This window comes from Burkholderia sp. AU33803 (genome assembly GCF_002223095.1).
In the GTDB taxonomy this organism is placed as follows: domain Bacteria; phylum Pseudomonadota; class Gammaproteobacteria; order Burkholderiales; family Burkholderiaceae; genus Burkholderia.
Genome location: NZ_NKFJ01000006.1, coordinates 2,269,170 through 2,284,065 on the forward strand (window position 1 = coordinate 2,269,170; position 14,896 = coordinate 2,284,065).

At 66.9% G+C, this 14,896-nt stretch carries 11 protein-coding genes and 2 pseudogenes; 6 read left to right on the forward strand and 7 right to left on the reverse strand.

Annotated elements, in window-relative coordinates:
* Positions 1-99 precede the first annotated feature (99 nt).
* Positions 100-1,026 carry a LysR family transcriptional regulator gene (locus tag CFB41_RS27490; RefSeq protein WP_089458635.1) on the reverse strand — a complete coding sequence of 309 codons (927 nt, stop codon included), beginning with the start codon at positions 1,024-1,026 and terminating at the stop codon, positions 100-102.
* Between the two features lie 113 nt (positions 1,027-1,139).
* Between CFB41_RS27490 and CFB41_RS27495 the strand changes: the two genes are divergently transcribed.
* From CFB41_RS27495 to CFB41_RS38320, 3 genes and pseudogenes are all read left to right on the forward strand, one after another.
* The gene (locus CFB41_RS27495) at positions 1,140-1,805 is read left to right on the forward strand and encodes a DsbA family oxidoreductase (protein ID WP_089458636.1); all 666 of its coding nucleotides are present in this window, start codon (positions 1,140-1,142) and stop codon (positions 1,803-1,805) included.
* 96 nt (positions 1,806-1,901) lie between these two features.
* Positions 1,902-3,074 (forward strand): FAD binding domain-containing protein, encoded by a 1,173-nt coding sequence (locus tag CFB41_RS27500; RefSeq protein WP_089459009.1) that lies wholly within the window; start codon positions 1,902-1,904, stop codon positions 3,072-3,074.
* A 76-nt stretch (positions 3,075-3,150) separates the two neighbouring features.
* Positions 3,151-3,381: pseudogene (locus CFB41_RS38320) on the forward strand (DUF488 family protein); the annotation flags it as partial.
* 69 nt (positions 3,382-3,450) lie between these two features.
* On the opposite strand, the gene CFB41_RS27510 reads toward CFB41_RS38320, so the two are convergent.
* Positions 3,451-4,746 (reverse strand): nitrous oxide reductase family maturation protein NosD, encoded by a 1,296-nt coding sequence (locus CFB41_RS27510; RefSeq protein WP_089458637.1) that lies wholly within the window; start codon positions 4,744-4,746, stop codon positions 3,451-3,453.
* 623 nt (positions 4,747-5,369) lie between these two features.
* Here CFB41_RS27510 and CFB41_RS27515 point away from each other — a divergent pair.
* The gene (locus tag CFB41_RS27515; RefSeq protein ID WP_089458638.1) at positions 5,370-6,107 is read left to right on the forward strand and encodes a sulfite exporter TauE/SafE family protein; all 738 of its coding nucleotides are present in this window, start codon (positions 5,370-5,372) and stop codon (positions 6,105-6,107) included.
* A gap of 100 nt (positions 6,108-6,207) precedes the next feature.
* On the opposite strand, the gene CFB41_RS27520 is transcribed toward CFB41_RS27515, so the two are convergent.
* The 5 genes and pseudogenes from CFB41_RS27520 to CFB41_RS37770 all read right to left on the reverse strand — a co-directional run.
* On the reverse strand, positions 6,208-6,786 hold the full coding sequence (locus CFB41_RS27520) for an NnrU family protein (protein WP_089458639.1): 579 nt from the start codon (positions 6,784-6,786) through the stop codon (positions 6,208-6,210).
* Between the two features lie 312 nt (positions 6,787-7,098).
* Positions 7,099-7,638 (reverse strand): TfoX/Sxy family protein, encoded by a 540-nt coding sequence (locus tag CFB41_RS27525; protein ID WP_089459010.1) that lies wholly within the window; start codon positions 7,636-7,638, stop codon positions 7,099-7,101.
* Positions 7,635-8,744: a malate/lactate/ureidoglycolate dehydrogenase gene (locus CFB41_RS27530; protein ID WP_089458640.1), complete on the reverse strand. Its 1,110-nt coding sequence runs from the start codon at positions 8,742-8,744 to the stop codon at positions 7,635-7,637. The genes CFB41_RS27525 and CFB41_RS27530 overlap by 4 nt, the downstream gene beginning before the upstream one ends.
* Positions 8,745-8,799: 55 nt before the next feature.
* Positions 8,800-10,254 (reverse strand): M20 family metallopeptidase, encoded by a 1,455-nt coding sequence (locus CFB41_RS27535; RefSeq protein WP_046548379.1) that lies wholly within the window; start codon positions 10,252-10,254, stop codon positions 8,800-8,802.
* Between the two features lie 116 nt (positions 10,255-10,370).
* A pseudogene (locus CFB41_RS37770) lies at positions 10,371-10,484 on the reverse strand (2-nitropropane dioxygenase); the annotation flags it as partial.
* A 429-nt stretch (positions 10,485-10,913) separates the two neighbouring features.
* On the opposite strand from CFB41_RS37770, the gene adiC reads away from it, so the two are divergent.
* Both adiC and CFB41_RS27545 read left to right on the forward strand, forming a co-directional pair.
* A complete protein-coding gene (gene adiC / locus CFB41_RS27540) occupies positions 10,914-12,446 on the forward strand; it encodes an arginine/agmatine antiporter (protein ID WP_089441921.1) in 1,533 nt (510 codons plus the stop codon).
* Positions 12,447-12,449: 3 nt separating this feature from the next.
* The gene (locus CFB41_RS27545) at positions 12,450-14,789 is read left to right on the forward strand and encodes an Orn/Lys/Arg decarboxylase N-terminal domain-containing protein (RefSeq protein WP_089458641.1); all 2,340 of its coding nucleotides are present in this window, start codon (positions 12,450-12,452) and stop codon (positions 14,787-14,789) included.
* Positions 14,790-14,896: the final 107 nt, after the last annotated feature.

Here is a 14,896-nt window from a genome sequence, read left to right on the forward strand (position 1 = left end):
TAATGAAGCGTTAAATCGGGCATTGTCGTGGCCGGATCGTGCGTTTCAGCGGATTCAAGTGGCAGGCCGCCGGTTCGTGGAACCGCACGAGATCGCGACCTAGCTCGACGCATCCGAGAACGCGCCGGAGTGCGTGATGCGATATCGAAGAAATTCAAGCAACGCATGCACTTTGCGTGAGTGGCGGCGATTCGGAAGATAGGCGGCATAAACGCAGACGGTCTGGTCGAGCGGGTTGACCGAGTAGTCTTCGAAAAGACGCGTGAGCCGCCCCGCCATCACATCCTCTTCGACGAGCCATTGGGGAAGCAGTGCGATGCCAAATCCGCTGATCACGGCCTCGCGCAGCACGTCCGAGTTGTTCACCGAAAGTCTGCCGTTGATCTCGACATGCTCGGTGCTGCCTGCGCGAGTGAACGACCAACGCTGCGCAGCGGCCTGGTACGCAAAACGCAAGCATTGATGGTTTCGCAGATCGTCCGGAGAAGCGGGCATTCCGTTGCTTTCCAGATAGTCACGACTCGCGACGACATAGCGATGATGTTCCGCTAGGCGATTGACGATCAGATTCGGCTGGTTTGCAGGTGTGCCGATGCGCACCGCAACGTCAATTCGCTCGGTCGCCAGATCCAGGTACGAATCCGAAAGCACCAGATCCAGGGATACGCGGGGATGCTGCTGCAGGAAGCCGGCCAGGTGCGGCCCCAGGCACAGGCGCCCGAAGGTCACGGGCATCGAAACACGCAGCGGTCCAACCGCGTCGACACCCGTGTCGGACACACTCCCATCGGCTTCGTCGAGGTCCGACAGCACGCGCGTGATCTGCTCCAGATACGCGGAACCGGCATCCGTCAACGTCACGTGACGCGTCGTGCGAGTCAGCAACGCGCTGCCAAGAGACTTCTCCAACGCGTCCATCAGGCGCGTCACCGACGAAGTGGCCACCCCCATGCGGCGCGCCGCCTTCGAAAAGCCGCCCGTTTCCGCGACGTCGATGAATGCCCGCAACGCAAGAAGCTTGTCCACGCCATGTCCTTTATCTTTGCGCACACCGCAATGCTGGTTTGCGATTGGTTCATATTCTTTTACCCTGACGCAAAGCCTAAAGTGCTTGAACCGTCAACGCAAGGAGCCTCCAAATGAATCCGCTCGACATCCAGGTCACGTACGACTTCATCTGCCCGTGGTGCTGGATCGGCCACGCACATCTCAAGGCAGCGCTCCGGGAGGCCAACCTGGCCGTCGCACCGACCGTCAGGTACCTTCCGTATGAACTCAATCCGACCATGCCCAAGGACGGAATCGATCGAAAAGCCTATCGCAGCGCCAAATTCGGCAGCTGGGCACGTTCGCTGGCAATGGATGCCGACGTCACGCTGGCGGGCAAACGCGCAGGTGTCGAATTCAACTACGACCGCGTCGCGGTCACGCCCAATACGCGGCTTGCCCATCGCCTGATGTTCCTCGCTCAGTCCAAGGGAGATGCGGCCAGGACCGAAGCACTGTTCGAGGCGGTTTTCTCTGCCTACTTTTCCGACGGACAGGACATCGGCATGGCCGAGGTTTTGGTCAGCCTCGCGGAAAGGACGGATTTCGACGCGGACGAAGTGCGCAGTTTCCTGGCGACGAACGACGGCGAGCGCGAAGTCGTTGCCGACGAACTGCGGGCCGGGGCGGCCGGCATCCGGTCGGTGCCGGCAATCCGTGTGGGCGGCGTTCCGGTTAGCGGTGCACAACCGGTTTCGGTACTCGCTGAAGTGCTTCGGCATGCCATCGGCGACAAAACCGCCAACGCCGCCGTCTAAATCGACACCTGCCGGTGAACGCAAGCGCGCACGCTCGATTCGCTGAATCGGGCATGCGCGCCAAGCACCACACACGCTACTCGTTTGGAGAGATTCATGGTCGCCACCGCAAAAGCCAGGCCGCGCGCACTGATCATCGGCGGCTCGCTCGGCGGGCTCTTTACTGCAACGACGCTGCAAGCCGCGGGGTGGGACGTCGACATCTTCGAGCGCTCCCCGAGTGAACTGGACAGCCGAGGCGGCGGAATCGTGTTGCAGGGCGACGTCCTGTCAGCGTTTCATTTCGCCGGAATTCAGACCGGCGCCGCGCTCGGCGTGCGGTCGGGCGACCGCATCTACCTGGACCGTACCGGTCGCGTCATTCAGCGCAGCTTCATGCCGCAGACCCAGACGTCCTGGAACATGCTCTACGGCACGATGAAGGCGCACCTGCCCGCGCAGGTCTTTCATCCGGGCGAGCGCTTCGTCCGCTTTGAACAGAACGGCGACCGGATCACCGCCTACTTTGCCAGCGGCCGCATCGAAACCGGCGATCTGCTCGTCGGCGCGGACGGCGCACGCTCCACGGTCCGAGAACAAGTTTCTGCTGGCCTGGCACCCACCTACGCCGGATATGTCGCGTGGCGCGGGCTCGTTCCTGAAGCGGCACTCCCGGCAAGCGCCGCGGATGTTCTCAAGGGAACCTTTGCCTTCCAGCAAGGCCCCGGCCACCTGATGCTCGAATATCTCGTCCCGGGCGAAGACTTGTCGACGCAGGAAGGTCAGCGGCGCTGGAACTGGGTGTGGTACCGGAAGGTTGCCCACGGCGACGAACTCTCATCGTTATTGACCGACCGCTCCGGGATACGCCACTCGTTTTCGCTGCCTCCGGGCGCATTGAAAGACGAAGATCTCGCCAGCCTGACGCAGGCGTCGACGGCGCTTCTCGCGCCAACTTTCCAGACGTTGGTCGAAGCCACCCACGAACCGTTCGTCCAGGCCATCCTGGATCTGCAGGTGAAGCAGATGGTGTATGGCAGAGCGATCCTGCTGGGCGATGCAGCCTTCGTTCCGCGCCCTCATACCGCGGGCAGTACCGCCAAGGCAGCCGCCAACGCATTGACGTTGGCCAAGGCGCTGCAATCCGCGAATTCCGACATCGATGCAGCCCTGTCGCGTTGGCAGGCTGAACAATTGAGTCAGGGCATCGACATGACCGAATGGGGAATGGACATCGGCGACCGGATCATGGGCATCCCGCGCAGCCATGTCGTCCTGACGAGCGCTTGAGCAACAACCGCCGCACGTACTGGCGCAAACCCGTGTGGCGGCGCCGTCGGGCACACGTCGCGAAGCGAAAGCGGCTATCGTCACGGAACATGCGCCGCGCCGCGCGATCATGTGCTCGGAAGCGGTGTGGTGGCGCTGCCACCGGCGGATCGTGTCCGACTACCTGATCGCGCGCGGCGAAACGGTGCTGCACATCATGGCCCCCCACCGCGTGGAACCCGCGCACCTGACGGCCGGCGCGGTGATCCGGCCTGACGGCACGATCGTCTATCCGGACGCCGGGGACGACGCCACGGCGTCGGGGGCAACCGCGCCCCCGAACGCATCGCGCGGCGCCCCGTTCGATGGCACGGCGGGCAGCGCATCGCGAACCTCGTCAGTTTCGCGCCGATGCGGGCGCGCCATTCGGCTGCATCAGGCTCGTGCGCACCACCGGCATCCCCGACGTCACCGCGCCGCCGGCCGGAATCGTCCCGGACGGGGACGCGCCGACCGGCGTCGCCAGCGCCACGCCACCCAGTGAATTGCCGTACGCGACGATATCGGCGGCCGGGCACTTGTTCGTCAGCAGCGACACCGGCATGCCGGCGATCGATGCGAGCGTCGTGTCGGCCACCGCGAAATGGCAGACGTTCCCCACCGCCCGGAAGCCGTCGTAGCCCGAGCCCGATACGCGGTTGCCCTTCACGACGACGTACGACACCGTCCCCGACCAGGTATCGAGTTCGATCGCGGCCTGGTGGGTAGGCGGCAGGCCGTTGTTCGCATTCGTGCCGTCCTGGATCGCGCCGACGACGTTGTTCTCGATCACGACGTCCGACACGCCGTAGGTCTTCCAGCTATCCTCCTGCGCGACCAGGATGCCGGCCGCCTTCTGCACGCCGCTGACGGTGTTGTTCGATATCGTCACGGTCCGCCCGCCGACCACGGAGATGCCCCGCCCCCAGTAGTTGCCCGATACCGTATTCCCGTCGATCAACACGTTGGCGCTGAGGCGGCCGTCACCCTGGTAGCTGACGACGGCGATCAGGTCGTCCCCGGTGTTCTTCACCGTATTGCCGCGCACCAGCACGTTGGTCGAGCCGTACGTGGTGTGGATGCCGTCGGCCAGCGTCGCCTCCACGGTGTTGCCCACGATCGCCACGCTGCTGCCGCCGAACACGAAGATCCCGGCGCTGGCGCCACCCTGGATCGTCACGCCGAGCACCTGGACGCCGGTGCCCGTCACCTCGACCTTCGTCGAGGCGGGCGTCGTCAGCCGCGTCGTACCCGTGCCGACCAGCGTGACGCCGACGAGCGTCGAACCGCTGCCGCTCATCACGATGGTCTGATCAACCGGGTTGGTCGCAACCAGCGTCGCGCCATAGCCCGAGATCACGACGTTCGCCTTGGACACCGTCAGCGACCGGCCGACGGTGTAGCGTCCCGGCGCGAGCACGAGGCGCTGGCCCGGCTGCAATGCATCGATCGCGGCCTGCAGCGCATCGGCCTGGTCGCCGCCGTTCGCCGTCGGCTGGACGGTCACGGTCGAAAGCGCCGGTGCGCTGCGTGACGGATGCGCATGACGAGCACCGCCCGGCGTATAGGCGGCCACCGGCGATGCGGCAAAACAGGCGGTGCAGATCAGACAGACGGCCGTACTCGGACCGACCCCTCGAAACGACTTTTTCATGGTTGTTCTCTCACGCCCGTTCGCCCGCGACGACCGGCCAACGGCTGACGGTCGCGACGCGTTCGAGCAACGGCGATCGTACGGCGTGTGGCACACGCGGCGCACCATCCCGACTACGACATTCATTTGCTCCGCCGATGCGGCGGAGCAACGGCAACGAAGCACCGTCGCGTGGCCGCGATCGACACCCGGTCGCCTGTTCGCCCGCCGGCGCGCATGCGTGTCCCCCGAGAAAAGGCGGCCCGATTCCGACGCGCCGGCACTGCGTGGCCGGAATCGAACCCGTCAACAGGAACTGCGTTCCCGAGCGCACCGGGCGCCGGCTGACCCCCAACCCTGCCGGTTCTTTCCCGCCGCTCATCAACCAGTCTATTTCACGCGCGTCGTTCGGCAATCCGACATTGGCCGCGCGACGTCGTAAGACCGCCCGTCCGCCCGCCCGGGCCATCCTCGACCTTGGTCGCGGGCGGTGCGGCATCGTCGCCTGCACCGGCCGGGAAAGCTCGCGACGACACTGCGATCGCAGCAGTTCACGTCGTCAGCGGTCCTGCATTACCATCATGCGTTCGCCGCGCCTGCCCGCCTCCGGCAGCCGAGCCCCGCCACCTTCCGCTCCCGCTCCGATGCTCGCTCTCGTCATCCTCGCCGGCCTCTGGGCCGGACTGCAGAACACCCTGGCCGGCGGCGGCTCGTTCGTCACGCTGCCCGCGCTGATCGTGTCGGGCATGTCGCCGCTCGCGGCGAACATCACGTCGACGGTCGCGCTGTTTCCCGCGCAGGTCACGACCGGCTGGGCGAGCCGCAAGATGGTGCGCGGCGTGGGCAGGCTGTCGTTTCGCGCGATGTTCTTCATCAGCGTGGTCGGCGGCGCACTCGGCGGATTGCTGTTGCTGAAAACGCCGTCGTCGATCTTCTCGCGCCTCGTGCCGTGGCTCGTGCTGTTCGCGACGATCGTGTTCGCGTGGGGCAGCTTTTTCCGCAAGCCGAGCGAAGGCTCGGCCCACCTCGGCACCGTCCCCGCCGCGCTCTCGCAGTTCATGATCGCGATCTACGGCGGCTACTTCGGCGGCGGGCTCGGCTTCCTGATGATGGCCGTGCTGACGATGGCCGGCCTGTCGCCGCGCCACGCGATGTCGACGAAGAACGCGCTCGCGGGCGTGATGAACGCATCGGCCGTCGTGCTGTTCCTGACGTCGCCGCACCTGCATTGGGGCAACGCGCTCGCGCTCGGCGGCGGCGCGATCGTCGGCGGGCTGCTCGGCACGTGGGCGCTGCATCGCGTGAACGAACGCGTGCTGCGGATCGGGATCGTCTGTATCGGCGCGGCGTTGACAGTCGGGTTGTTCGTCAAGCCGATCTGACGCGCGCCCATGCCTGCCGCCGTCGCGGCAATTGATGAGCAAACCGCAAGACGTCTTTTCGCAGTCGCTCGACGTCTCAGTTGCTCAACCTCTCGGCCGCTCAGCCGAACGGCCGCACGCCGATCAACCAGCCGTGCAGGAACCGCGCGAAGAGCGCCCACACGACGAGCCCGGCCACGATCGCCACGACGTCGCCGGACAGCCTGCCCGCCGGATAGCGCACGCCATCGCGGCGATCCCGCGCGCGCCACACGACGAAATCGACCAGCGCCCACACGAAGAACGCGCCGAACAGCACGACTGCGTGCAGCGTGCCGTTCGCGAGCAGGTGCGCGATGGCCCACACCGCCACGCCGGCCACCATCGGATGGCCGACGAGCGTCTTGATGCGGTTGCCGGGCACGTAGGAGGCGGCGATCAGCACGAACGCGATCGCGGTCAGCATGCCGGTGAGGTGGCGCACGCCGACGGGCGACACCCACAGCAGCGTCGCGCCCTGGCGCGCGATGCCGTACCCCCAGATGATCAGCACGAAGCCGACGATCGACGCGATCGCGTAGGGGCCCTTCCAGCGCTTCTCGCCGATCCGCTCGATCGTCGCTGACCGCCAGCCGTCCGCGACGATCCGGATCGAGTGCACACCGAGGAAGATCGCTAAACCGAGAATCAGGACGAGCATCGGCTGTCTCCGTCTGGAATGATGAGTGGGGGAAGCGTCCCGCGCGGCGTACGATGCGCCGTTCGCGGGGCCGGCGGCGAGGCTGGCGAGGGTCGCGCCGGGCACGGGTGCAACCCGCGCCGATCATAAACGCCGAGGCCGCCGTTGTGAAGCATGGGGGATGTGCGGTGCGGCACGCGCTTGACGCATTCGTGACTGTGTCCCTCCTCGGCCGCCCTTGTGCCAGCCGGCGCATGTCGCGTGACTCACCGGGCGACGGCCGGGCCGACAAACGAGGAAAAGTCGCGCGGCTTTCGCTTCGCGCGACGAGCACTAGGTTTGCTTGCGCTTCGCCGGGGATTTCGCTGCCGGTTTCGACGCCGGTTTGGTGGTTCGCTTCGTTGCCGGCTTGGCTTCCTGTGCAGAAGCAGGCTTTGGCGACGCTTTCGATGCGGGTTTGGCGGTTCGCTTCGACGCGGGCTTCGCTTCCAGCGCCGGCTTCGCTTTCGGCACCGCCCTGGCCTTGCGCTTCGGCGGCCCTGCCAGCAACGCCGCGCGATACGCGCTGCGACACCAGTCGAACAGCGCGCCGGCATCCTCGAGCACGTCGGCCGGCGTTTCGTAATAACCGTCGAGCGAAACCGTGCGCGTGGGCCGCTCGTACGAGAACGGCCCCATCCCCGCCGCGACGAACGCCGGACGGTTCACGTCATCCACCCGCAGGAACAGCGACCCGCGCGACATGAAGCCGAACATCACGCCGTCGAGCCGCATCGCCGCACCGCTGAAGAAGCGCACGACCGTGACGTTGCCAAGCGGCGCGAGCTGATACGCGATCTCCTCGCCGTGCGCCTTTTCCGATTGCCAGCTCATGCGGATGCCCTGCAGCGCCGCGTCCACGCGTCGAGCTCGGCTTCGTCGAAGCCAACCGCCGCCGCGCTCTCGCGAATCTGCCGCCACGTCGCGCGGTCGACCGGAATGCCGCCGGCACCGCGCGCCGCTCGGCTCGCTTCCTCCGGCTCGCCGGGCACCTGCTCCGGCGCATCGCCCGCCTGCGGCGACGCCTTCGCCCATGCGACGAACGCATCGGCTTCGCGCTGCGCGTCGGCCGCATCGAACGCGTTCGGATCGATCAGCACCGACAGCATCCCGTTGACGATCGCGCTCGTCTTCTGCAGCGTGTCACCGTAGGTCGTATGCCCGCCGACGAGCGCGCCGCCGAAAATCTCGCACATCGCCGCCAGCGCGTACCCCTTGTGCAGCCCGAACGGCAGCAGCGCACCAAACGGCTGCTCATGCATCACGGCCGGATCGTCGGTCGGCTGGCCGCGAGAATCGATCAGCGACCCGGCCGGCACGCGCTTGCCCTGGTTGTACGCGACGCGCGTCTTGCCGTACGCGATCGCGCTCGTCGCGAAATCGAGCAGCAGCGGCGGCTGGCCCGCACGCGGATACGCGGCGCAGAACGGGTTCGTGCCGAAGCGCGGATCGGTGCCGTGCAGCGGCGCGACCAGCAGGTCGCCCGGCACGTTGACGAAATGGAACGACACGAGCCCCGCGCGCGCGCACTGCTCGGCCCAGTGCCCGATGCGGCCGAGATGATGCACGTCGCGCAGCCCGATCGCGCAGATGCCCATGCGTCGGGCGCGCTCGATCCCTTCGACCATCGCCTCGAACGCGATCACCTGACCGAAGCCGCGACCGCCGTCGATCGTGAGCACCGCGCCGCCGTCGCGCGCGATCGACGCGTGCCCGTTCAACTGCAACTGCCCTTCCCGCCACGACGCGACGTAGTTCGGGATCATCCCGATCCCGTGCGAATCGTGGCCCGCGAGATTCGCGCCGACCAGGTGATCGGCGACGAGCCTGGCCTCGCGCTCGCTGCTGCCGGCCCGCTCCCAGAGTGCCGCGACGAATGCATGCAGCGGTTCGGCGCGCATGCGCAGCGGTTCGGTATCGGGCGTCGGCAGTGCGGTCATCGGCAAGGTTCCGTGCGGTTGGGTCGGACAGTGGTCACTACTGCGCGCGAAGCAATCAGCGCGCGGTCGCGATCACGTCCGCGACCGCCGCCGTCAGCTTCTTCGCATACGGCACGTGCAGGAATTCGTTCGGGCCATGCGCGTTCGACTTCGGCCCGAGCACCCCGCACACCATGAACTGCGCGGACGGGAACCCTTCCTGCAGCACGTTCATCAGCGGGATCGTGCCGCCCAGGCCCATGTACGCGCAATCGGCGCCGAAGTGGCGGCGCGACGCGGCATCGAGCGACGACGCGAGCCACGGCGCGAGATCCGGTGCGCTCCAGCCCGTCGCGGCGCCCGCGTCCGGCTTGAACGTCACCTTCGCGTTGTACGGCGGATCGAGTTCGAGCAATTCCTTCAGTTGCTGCACGGCCTGCGCGGCGTCGACGAGCGGCGGCAGGCGCAGCGACAGCTTGAACGCGGTGCGCGGACGCAGCACGTTGCCCGCATCGGCGAGCGCCGGCAGGCCGGCCGCGCCGGTGACCGACAGCGACGGACGCCACGTCGAATTCAGCAGCGCCTCGCGCGGATCGGTCGTGGTCGGCAGCACCGGCTTGCCGTCCGCGCCGCAGGCCCACGGCAGCCCCTTCCACACGGCGTCGCCGAGGATCGACGCGGCTGCTTCGGCTTCGCGCACACGGCTGTCCGGAATCTCGCAATGGAACACGCCCGGCAGCAGGTTGCCGTTCTTCGCGTCTTCGAGGCGCTCGAACAGCTGGCGCATCACGCGGAAGCTCGACGGCGCGATGCCGCCGAACACGCCCGAATGCACGCCTTCCTCGAGCACCTCGACCTGCAGGTCGCCGGACACGAGCCCGCGCAACGACGTCGTAAGCCACATCTGGTCGTAGTTGCCGGCGCCCGAATCGAGACACACGACGAGCGACACCTGGCCGAGCCGGTCGCGCAGCGCGTCGACGTACGGCAGCAGGTCGTAGCTGCCCGATTCCTCGCAGGTCTCGATCAGGCCGACGCAGCGCGGCCGCTCGATGCCCTGCTCGTCGAGCGCGCCAAGTGCCGCGAGGCTCGCGTAGATCGCATAGCCGTCGTCCGCGCCGCCGCGGCCGTACAGCTTGCCGTTCTCGTACTTCGGCGTCCACGGGCCGAGGTCCGCGCGCCAGCCGTCGAATTCGGGCTGCTTGTCGAGATGGCCGTACAGCAGGATCGTGTCGGTGCTGCCCGAACGCGTGGCGGGCGATTCGAAGAAGATCACCGGCGTGCGGCCGGGCAGGCGCACGATCTCGAGCTTCAGGCCCTTCACGGGCTGGCGCTCGGCCCACTGCGCGGCGTCGGTGACGACCCGCTCGAGATAGCCGCGCTTCGCCCAGTCGGGGTCGAATGCGGGGCTCTTCGCGGGGATCGCGATGTAGTCGGTCAGGGCGTGGAGGATTTCATCGTTCCACTTGCGCTCGATGAAGGTAACGAGCTTGTCATGGTCGAGGACGGGGGTAGTGTCGACGGAGGTCATGGTGGGGGTGCCTGGATCGGGCTGACGAAAACCCAGATGATACGCCGATGCTCCCGTGCCGGCGCCCCCTGCCCGGTCGCTCAGACCGCCTGCGGGAAGGCGTCGCGCAGCCCCGTCGCACATACCAACGAGCCGAGCCCACCGGCTTCGCACACCGCGATCGCGAGCGGGCTCAGCGAACCGACCATCGGCGCCTGGATCAACGGCAAACGGGAAGGCAGCGTCGTCATCGGAATCGTCCTCGGGGAAGAAGGTGGTCGCGCGCGCCGGCGGCGCGCATTTAATGCGCCCGATATTAACCGACAAACCCGAACCCCGATTGCGGCGCCATTTACGTCACGAATCGATTTACCCGATTCGGGAAAAACGATTATTCACGGCAACTTCAGCAGCGCGATCCCTCCATCCATGGCCGAGACCAAAAAAACGTCCACTGCCTTTCTGCACGGCCCACCCACACCCATATTCAAACACCGATTCACCGGTTTCAATGATATCCGTCAATATCCAAGTTATTAAATACCGGCGTTTACCCTTATTCAAAACCACCCAGGCGATAACATGAACACGTTAATTAAATCGACGATCCGCACCGGAATCGTCGACCGGCGCCACCCCGCGCCACCTCAACCGCAACTCGTCTCGTCAAGGAGCGTCGCATGTCCGATGCCAGCTCGTCCTCCTCCCGCGCCGCCGCCTCCTCGGCCGCGGCTTCCGCGCCGAAAATCGGCGTCATTCCCGCCACGCTGATGGTCGCGGGCAACATGATGGGCTCCGGCGTCTTCATGCTGCCCGCGAACCTCGCCGCCACCGGCGGCATCGCGATCTTCGGCTGGCTGATCACCGTCGTCGGCGCCGTGTCGCTCGCGCTCGTGTTCGCGAAGCTCGCGGCGATCGACCCGGCCGCCGGCGGCCCGTACGCGTATGCCCGCAAGTCGTTCGGCCCGTACATGGGCTACCAGACCAACCTGATCTACTGGCTCGCGAACGTGCTCGGCAACGTCGGCCTCGCGGTCGCCGGCCTCGGCTACCTCACGCACTTCTTCCCGGTCCTGAAGGACCCGCTCGTGTTCGCGCTCGCGCAGATCTTCGTGATCTGGCTGTTCACGTACGCGAACATCCTCGGGCCGAACGTCGTCGGCCGCGTGCAGTCGGTCACGACGATCTTCGCGCTCGTGCCGATCCTCGGGATGGCCGTGTTCGGCTGGTTCTGGTTCAGCAAGGACGTGTACTTCGCCGGCTGGAACGTGTCGGGCACCAACAGCTTCAGCGCGATCGGCGCGACGCTGAACTTCACGCTGTGGGCGTTCATCGGCGTCGAGAGTGCGTCGGTATCGGCCGGCGTCGTCGAGAACCCGTCGCGCAACGTGCCGATCGCAACCGTCGGCGGCGTCGTGCTCGCGGCCGTCTGCTACGTGCTCAGCTCGACCGTGATCATGGGGATGATCCCGAACAAGGCGCTGCTCGCCTCGAGCGCGCCGTTCGCGGATGCCGCGCGCCTCGCGCTCGGCGACACGGCCGCGAACGCGGTCGCGATCTGCGCGGCGCTCGGCTGCCTCGGCTCGCTCGCGGGCTGGACGCTGCTGGTCGGCCAGACCGCGAAGGCGGCCGCCGACGACGGCCTGTTCGCCGGCGTATTCGCCCGCGTGAACTCGAAGAACGTGCCGTCGGCCGGCCTCGCGATCGTCGCGCTGATCATGTCGGTGCAGGTGCTCGCGACGATGTCGCCGAGCGCGAGCGAACAGTTCGGCAAGATCGCGTCGATCGCCGTGATCATGACGCTCTTGCCGTACATCTACTCGTGCATCGCGATCAAGGTGCTCGGCTACGGCAAGATGCCGTCGCACCAGTTCACGTTCTACACGATCGTCGGCCTGATCGGCGCCGTCTACGCGCTGTGGGCGATGGTCGGCTCCGATGGCCAGCAGACGCGCTGGTCGCTGATCTTCGTCGTCGCGACGATCGTCTTCTACGAGTTGTCGATCAACCGCCAGCGCGAGATCGAGGAAACCCACATCCATCCGGGCGGCCGCTCGCCGCGCTGGGTGCGCTATCTCGCACTCGGCGTGACCATCGCCGCGCTCGCCGCCACCTTCTGGATCTCCGTGGGCCGTCACCAGGCCGACACCCTTCATGCGCGCTCGCCGGCCGTTGCCGCGAGCGTCCAGGCAACCCAGCAAACGGGGGATTAAACAATGACTGCTTCCTTGACCCAACCGGCCTTCCGCCGCCTCGGCATGAAGGCGCTGCTCGTGCAGCACGACATCGATGAACGCACGGCCACCGGGCGCGCCGCGACGGCGCTTGCCGAGGAGCTGCGCGCGCGGCTCGTCGACGTCGTGATCGCGACGTCCGCCGACGATGCGTGCGCGGTGGTCGCCGCCGATCCGGCGATCCAGTGCCTGCTGCTCAACTGGGAACTCGGCAACGACGCCGACCATGCGCCCGCGCGGGCCGTGCTCGACGCGATGCGCGCCCGCAACGCGACCGTGCCCGTGTTCCTGCTCGCGAGCCGCGCGAGCGCATCCGCGATTCCGGTCGACGCGATGCGCAAGGCCGACGACTTCATCTGGATGCTGGAGGACACCACCGCGTTCATCGGCGGCCGCATCGTCGCCGCGATCGAGCGCTACCGCGAAACCGTGCTGCCGCCGATGTTCCGCGCGCTCGCGCAGTTCTCGCACGTGTACGAATACTCGTGGCACACGCCCGGCCATACGGGAGGCACCGCGTTCCTCAAATCGCCGGTCGGCCGTGCGTACTTCGAATTCTTCGGCGAATCGCTGTTCCGCTCCGACCTGTCGATCTCGGTCGGCGAACTCGGCTCGCTGCTCGATCACTCGGGCCCGATCGGCGAAAGCGAACGCTATGCGGCGCGCGTGTTCGGCGCGCATCGCACGTATCACGTGACGAACGGCTCGTCGATGTCGAACCGCGTGATCCTGATGGCGAGCGTCACGCGCAACCAGGTCGCGCTGTGCGACCGCAACTGCCACAAGTCGGCCGAGCACGCGATGACGATGTCGGGCGCGATTCCAACCTACCTGATTCCGTCGCGCAACCACTACGGGATCATCGGGCCGATCATGCCCGAGCGGCTGACGGCCGCCGCCGTGCGCCTCGCGATCGACGCGAACCCGCTCGTGCGGGGCCGCGACGGCATCGACCCGACGCCCGTGCATGCGCTGATCACGAACTCGACGTACGACGGCCTCTGCTACAACGTCGCGCGCGTCGAGGCCCTGCTCGGCCAGAGCGTCGACCGATTGCACTTCGACGAGGCATGGTACGGCTACGCGCGCTTCAACCCGATCTACCGCGACCGTCACGCGATGCACGGCGATCCGTCGCAACACGACGCGAGCAAGCCGACCGTGTTCGCGACGCAATCGACGCACAAGCTGCTCGCCGCGCTGTCGCAGGCATCGTTCATTCATGTTCGCGACGGCCGCAACCCGATCGAGCATGCGCGCTTCAACGAGGCGTACATGATGCATGCGTCGACGTCGCCGAACTACGCGATCATCGCGTCGAACGACGTGAGCGCCGCGATGATGGACGGCCCCGGCGGCGAGGCGCTGACCACCGACGCGATTCGCGAGGCCGTCGCGTTCCGCCAGATGCTGGCGCGCCTGCATACGGAATGCGCGGAGAACAACGACTGGTTCTTCAACGGCTGGCAGCCCGATAGCGTCGTCGATCGCAAGACGGGCCGGCGCGTGCGCTTCCACGAAGCGGACGAGACGTTGCTCGCCACCGATCCGTCGTGCTGGGTGCTGCATCCGGGCGACACGTGGCACGGCTTCGGCGATATCGAGGACGACTACTGCATGCTCGACCCGATCAAGGTGTCGATCGTCACGCCGGGTGTCGCGGCGCACGGCGGGCTGATGCCGGTCGGCATTCCGGCGTCGGTCGTCACCGCGTATCTCGACCGGCACGGGATCGTCGTCGAGAAGACGACCGACTTCACGATCCTGTTCCTGTTCTCGCTCGGCGTGACGAAGGGCAAGTGGGGCACGCTCGTCAACACGCTGCTCGACTTCAAGCGCGACTACGACGCGAACGCGCCGCTCGAACAGGCGCTGCCCGAACTCGTTGCGCGTTATCCGGAACGCTACGGCAAGCTCGGCCTGCGCGACCTGTGCGACCTGATGTTCAGCGCGATGAGCGACCTGAAGACGACCGAGATGATGTCGCGCGGCTTCTCGACGCTGCCGACGCCCGACTACAGCCCGGCCGAGGCGTTCGAGCATCTGGTGCACAACGACATCGAGATGCTGGAGCTCGCGGAGATGGAAGGCCGCACGGTCGCGACTGGTGTCGTGCCCTATCCGCCCGGCATTCCGCTGCTGATGCCCGGCGAGAACGCGGGGCCGGCCGACGGCCCGCTGCTCGGCTACCTGAAGGCGCTCGAGCAATACGACCTGCGCTTCCCCGGCTTCACGCACGACACGCACGGTGTCGAGGTCGAGGATGGCGTGTATCGCATCGCGTGTATCAAGCAGAAGGCGCGCGATACCCGCACGCGCTGAGTACGCAATGCAACGCGACGCCGTGCCGCCGCCCGGCGGCGCGCGTCGCCACTTGCAGCCGGGGTCGGCTTTTCAGGCGGCCGGCCTCTCGCGGTGACGCGCGACCT

Bases quoted from the DNA above. Each gene is read 5' to 3' on its own strand.
- CFB41_RS27495 (WP_089458636.1), top strand. From the start codon at position 1,140: ATGAATCCGCTCGACATCCAGGTCACGTACGACTTCATCTGCCCGTGG.
- CFB41_RS27500 (WP_089459009.1), top strand. From the start codon at position 1,902: ATGGTCGCCACCGCAAAAGCCAGGCCGCGCGCACTGATCATCGGCGGC.
- CFB41_RS27510 (WP_089458637.1), bottom strand. From the start codon at position 4,746: ATGAAAAAGTCGTTTCGAGGGGTCGGTCCGAGTACGGCCGTCTGTCTG.
- CFB41_RS27515 (WP_089458638.1), top strand. From the start codon at position 5,370: ATGCTCGCTCTCGTCATCCTCGCCGGCCTCTGGGCCGGACTGCAGAAC.
- CFB41_RS27520 (WP_089458639.1), bottom strand. From the start codon at position 6,786: ATGCTCGTCCTGATTCTCGGTTTAGCGATCTTCCTCGGTGTGCACTCG.
- CFB41_RS27525 (WP_089459010.1), bottom strand. From the start codon at position 7,638: ATGAGCTGGCAATCGGAAAAGGCGCACGGCGAGGAGATCGCGTATCAG.
- CFB41_RS27530 (WP_089458640.1), bottom strand. From the start codon at position 8,744: ATGACCGCACTGCCGACGCCCGATACCGAACCGCTGCGCATGCGCGCC.
- CFB41_RS27535 (WP_046548379.1), bottom strand. From the start codon at position 10,254: ATGACCTCCGTCGACACTACCCCCGTCCTCGACCATGACAAGCTCGTT.
- adiC (WP_089441921.1), top strand. From the start codon at position 10,914: ATGTCCGATGCCAGCTCGTCCTCCTCCCGCGCCGCCGCCTCCTCGGCC.
- CFB41_RS27545 (WP_089458641.1), top strand. From the start codon at position 12,450: ATGACTGCTTCCTTGACCCAACCGGCCTTCCGCCGCCTCGGCATGAAG.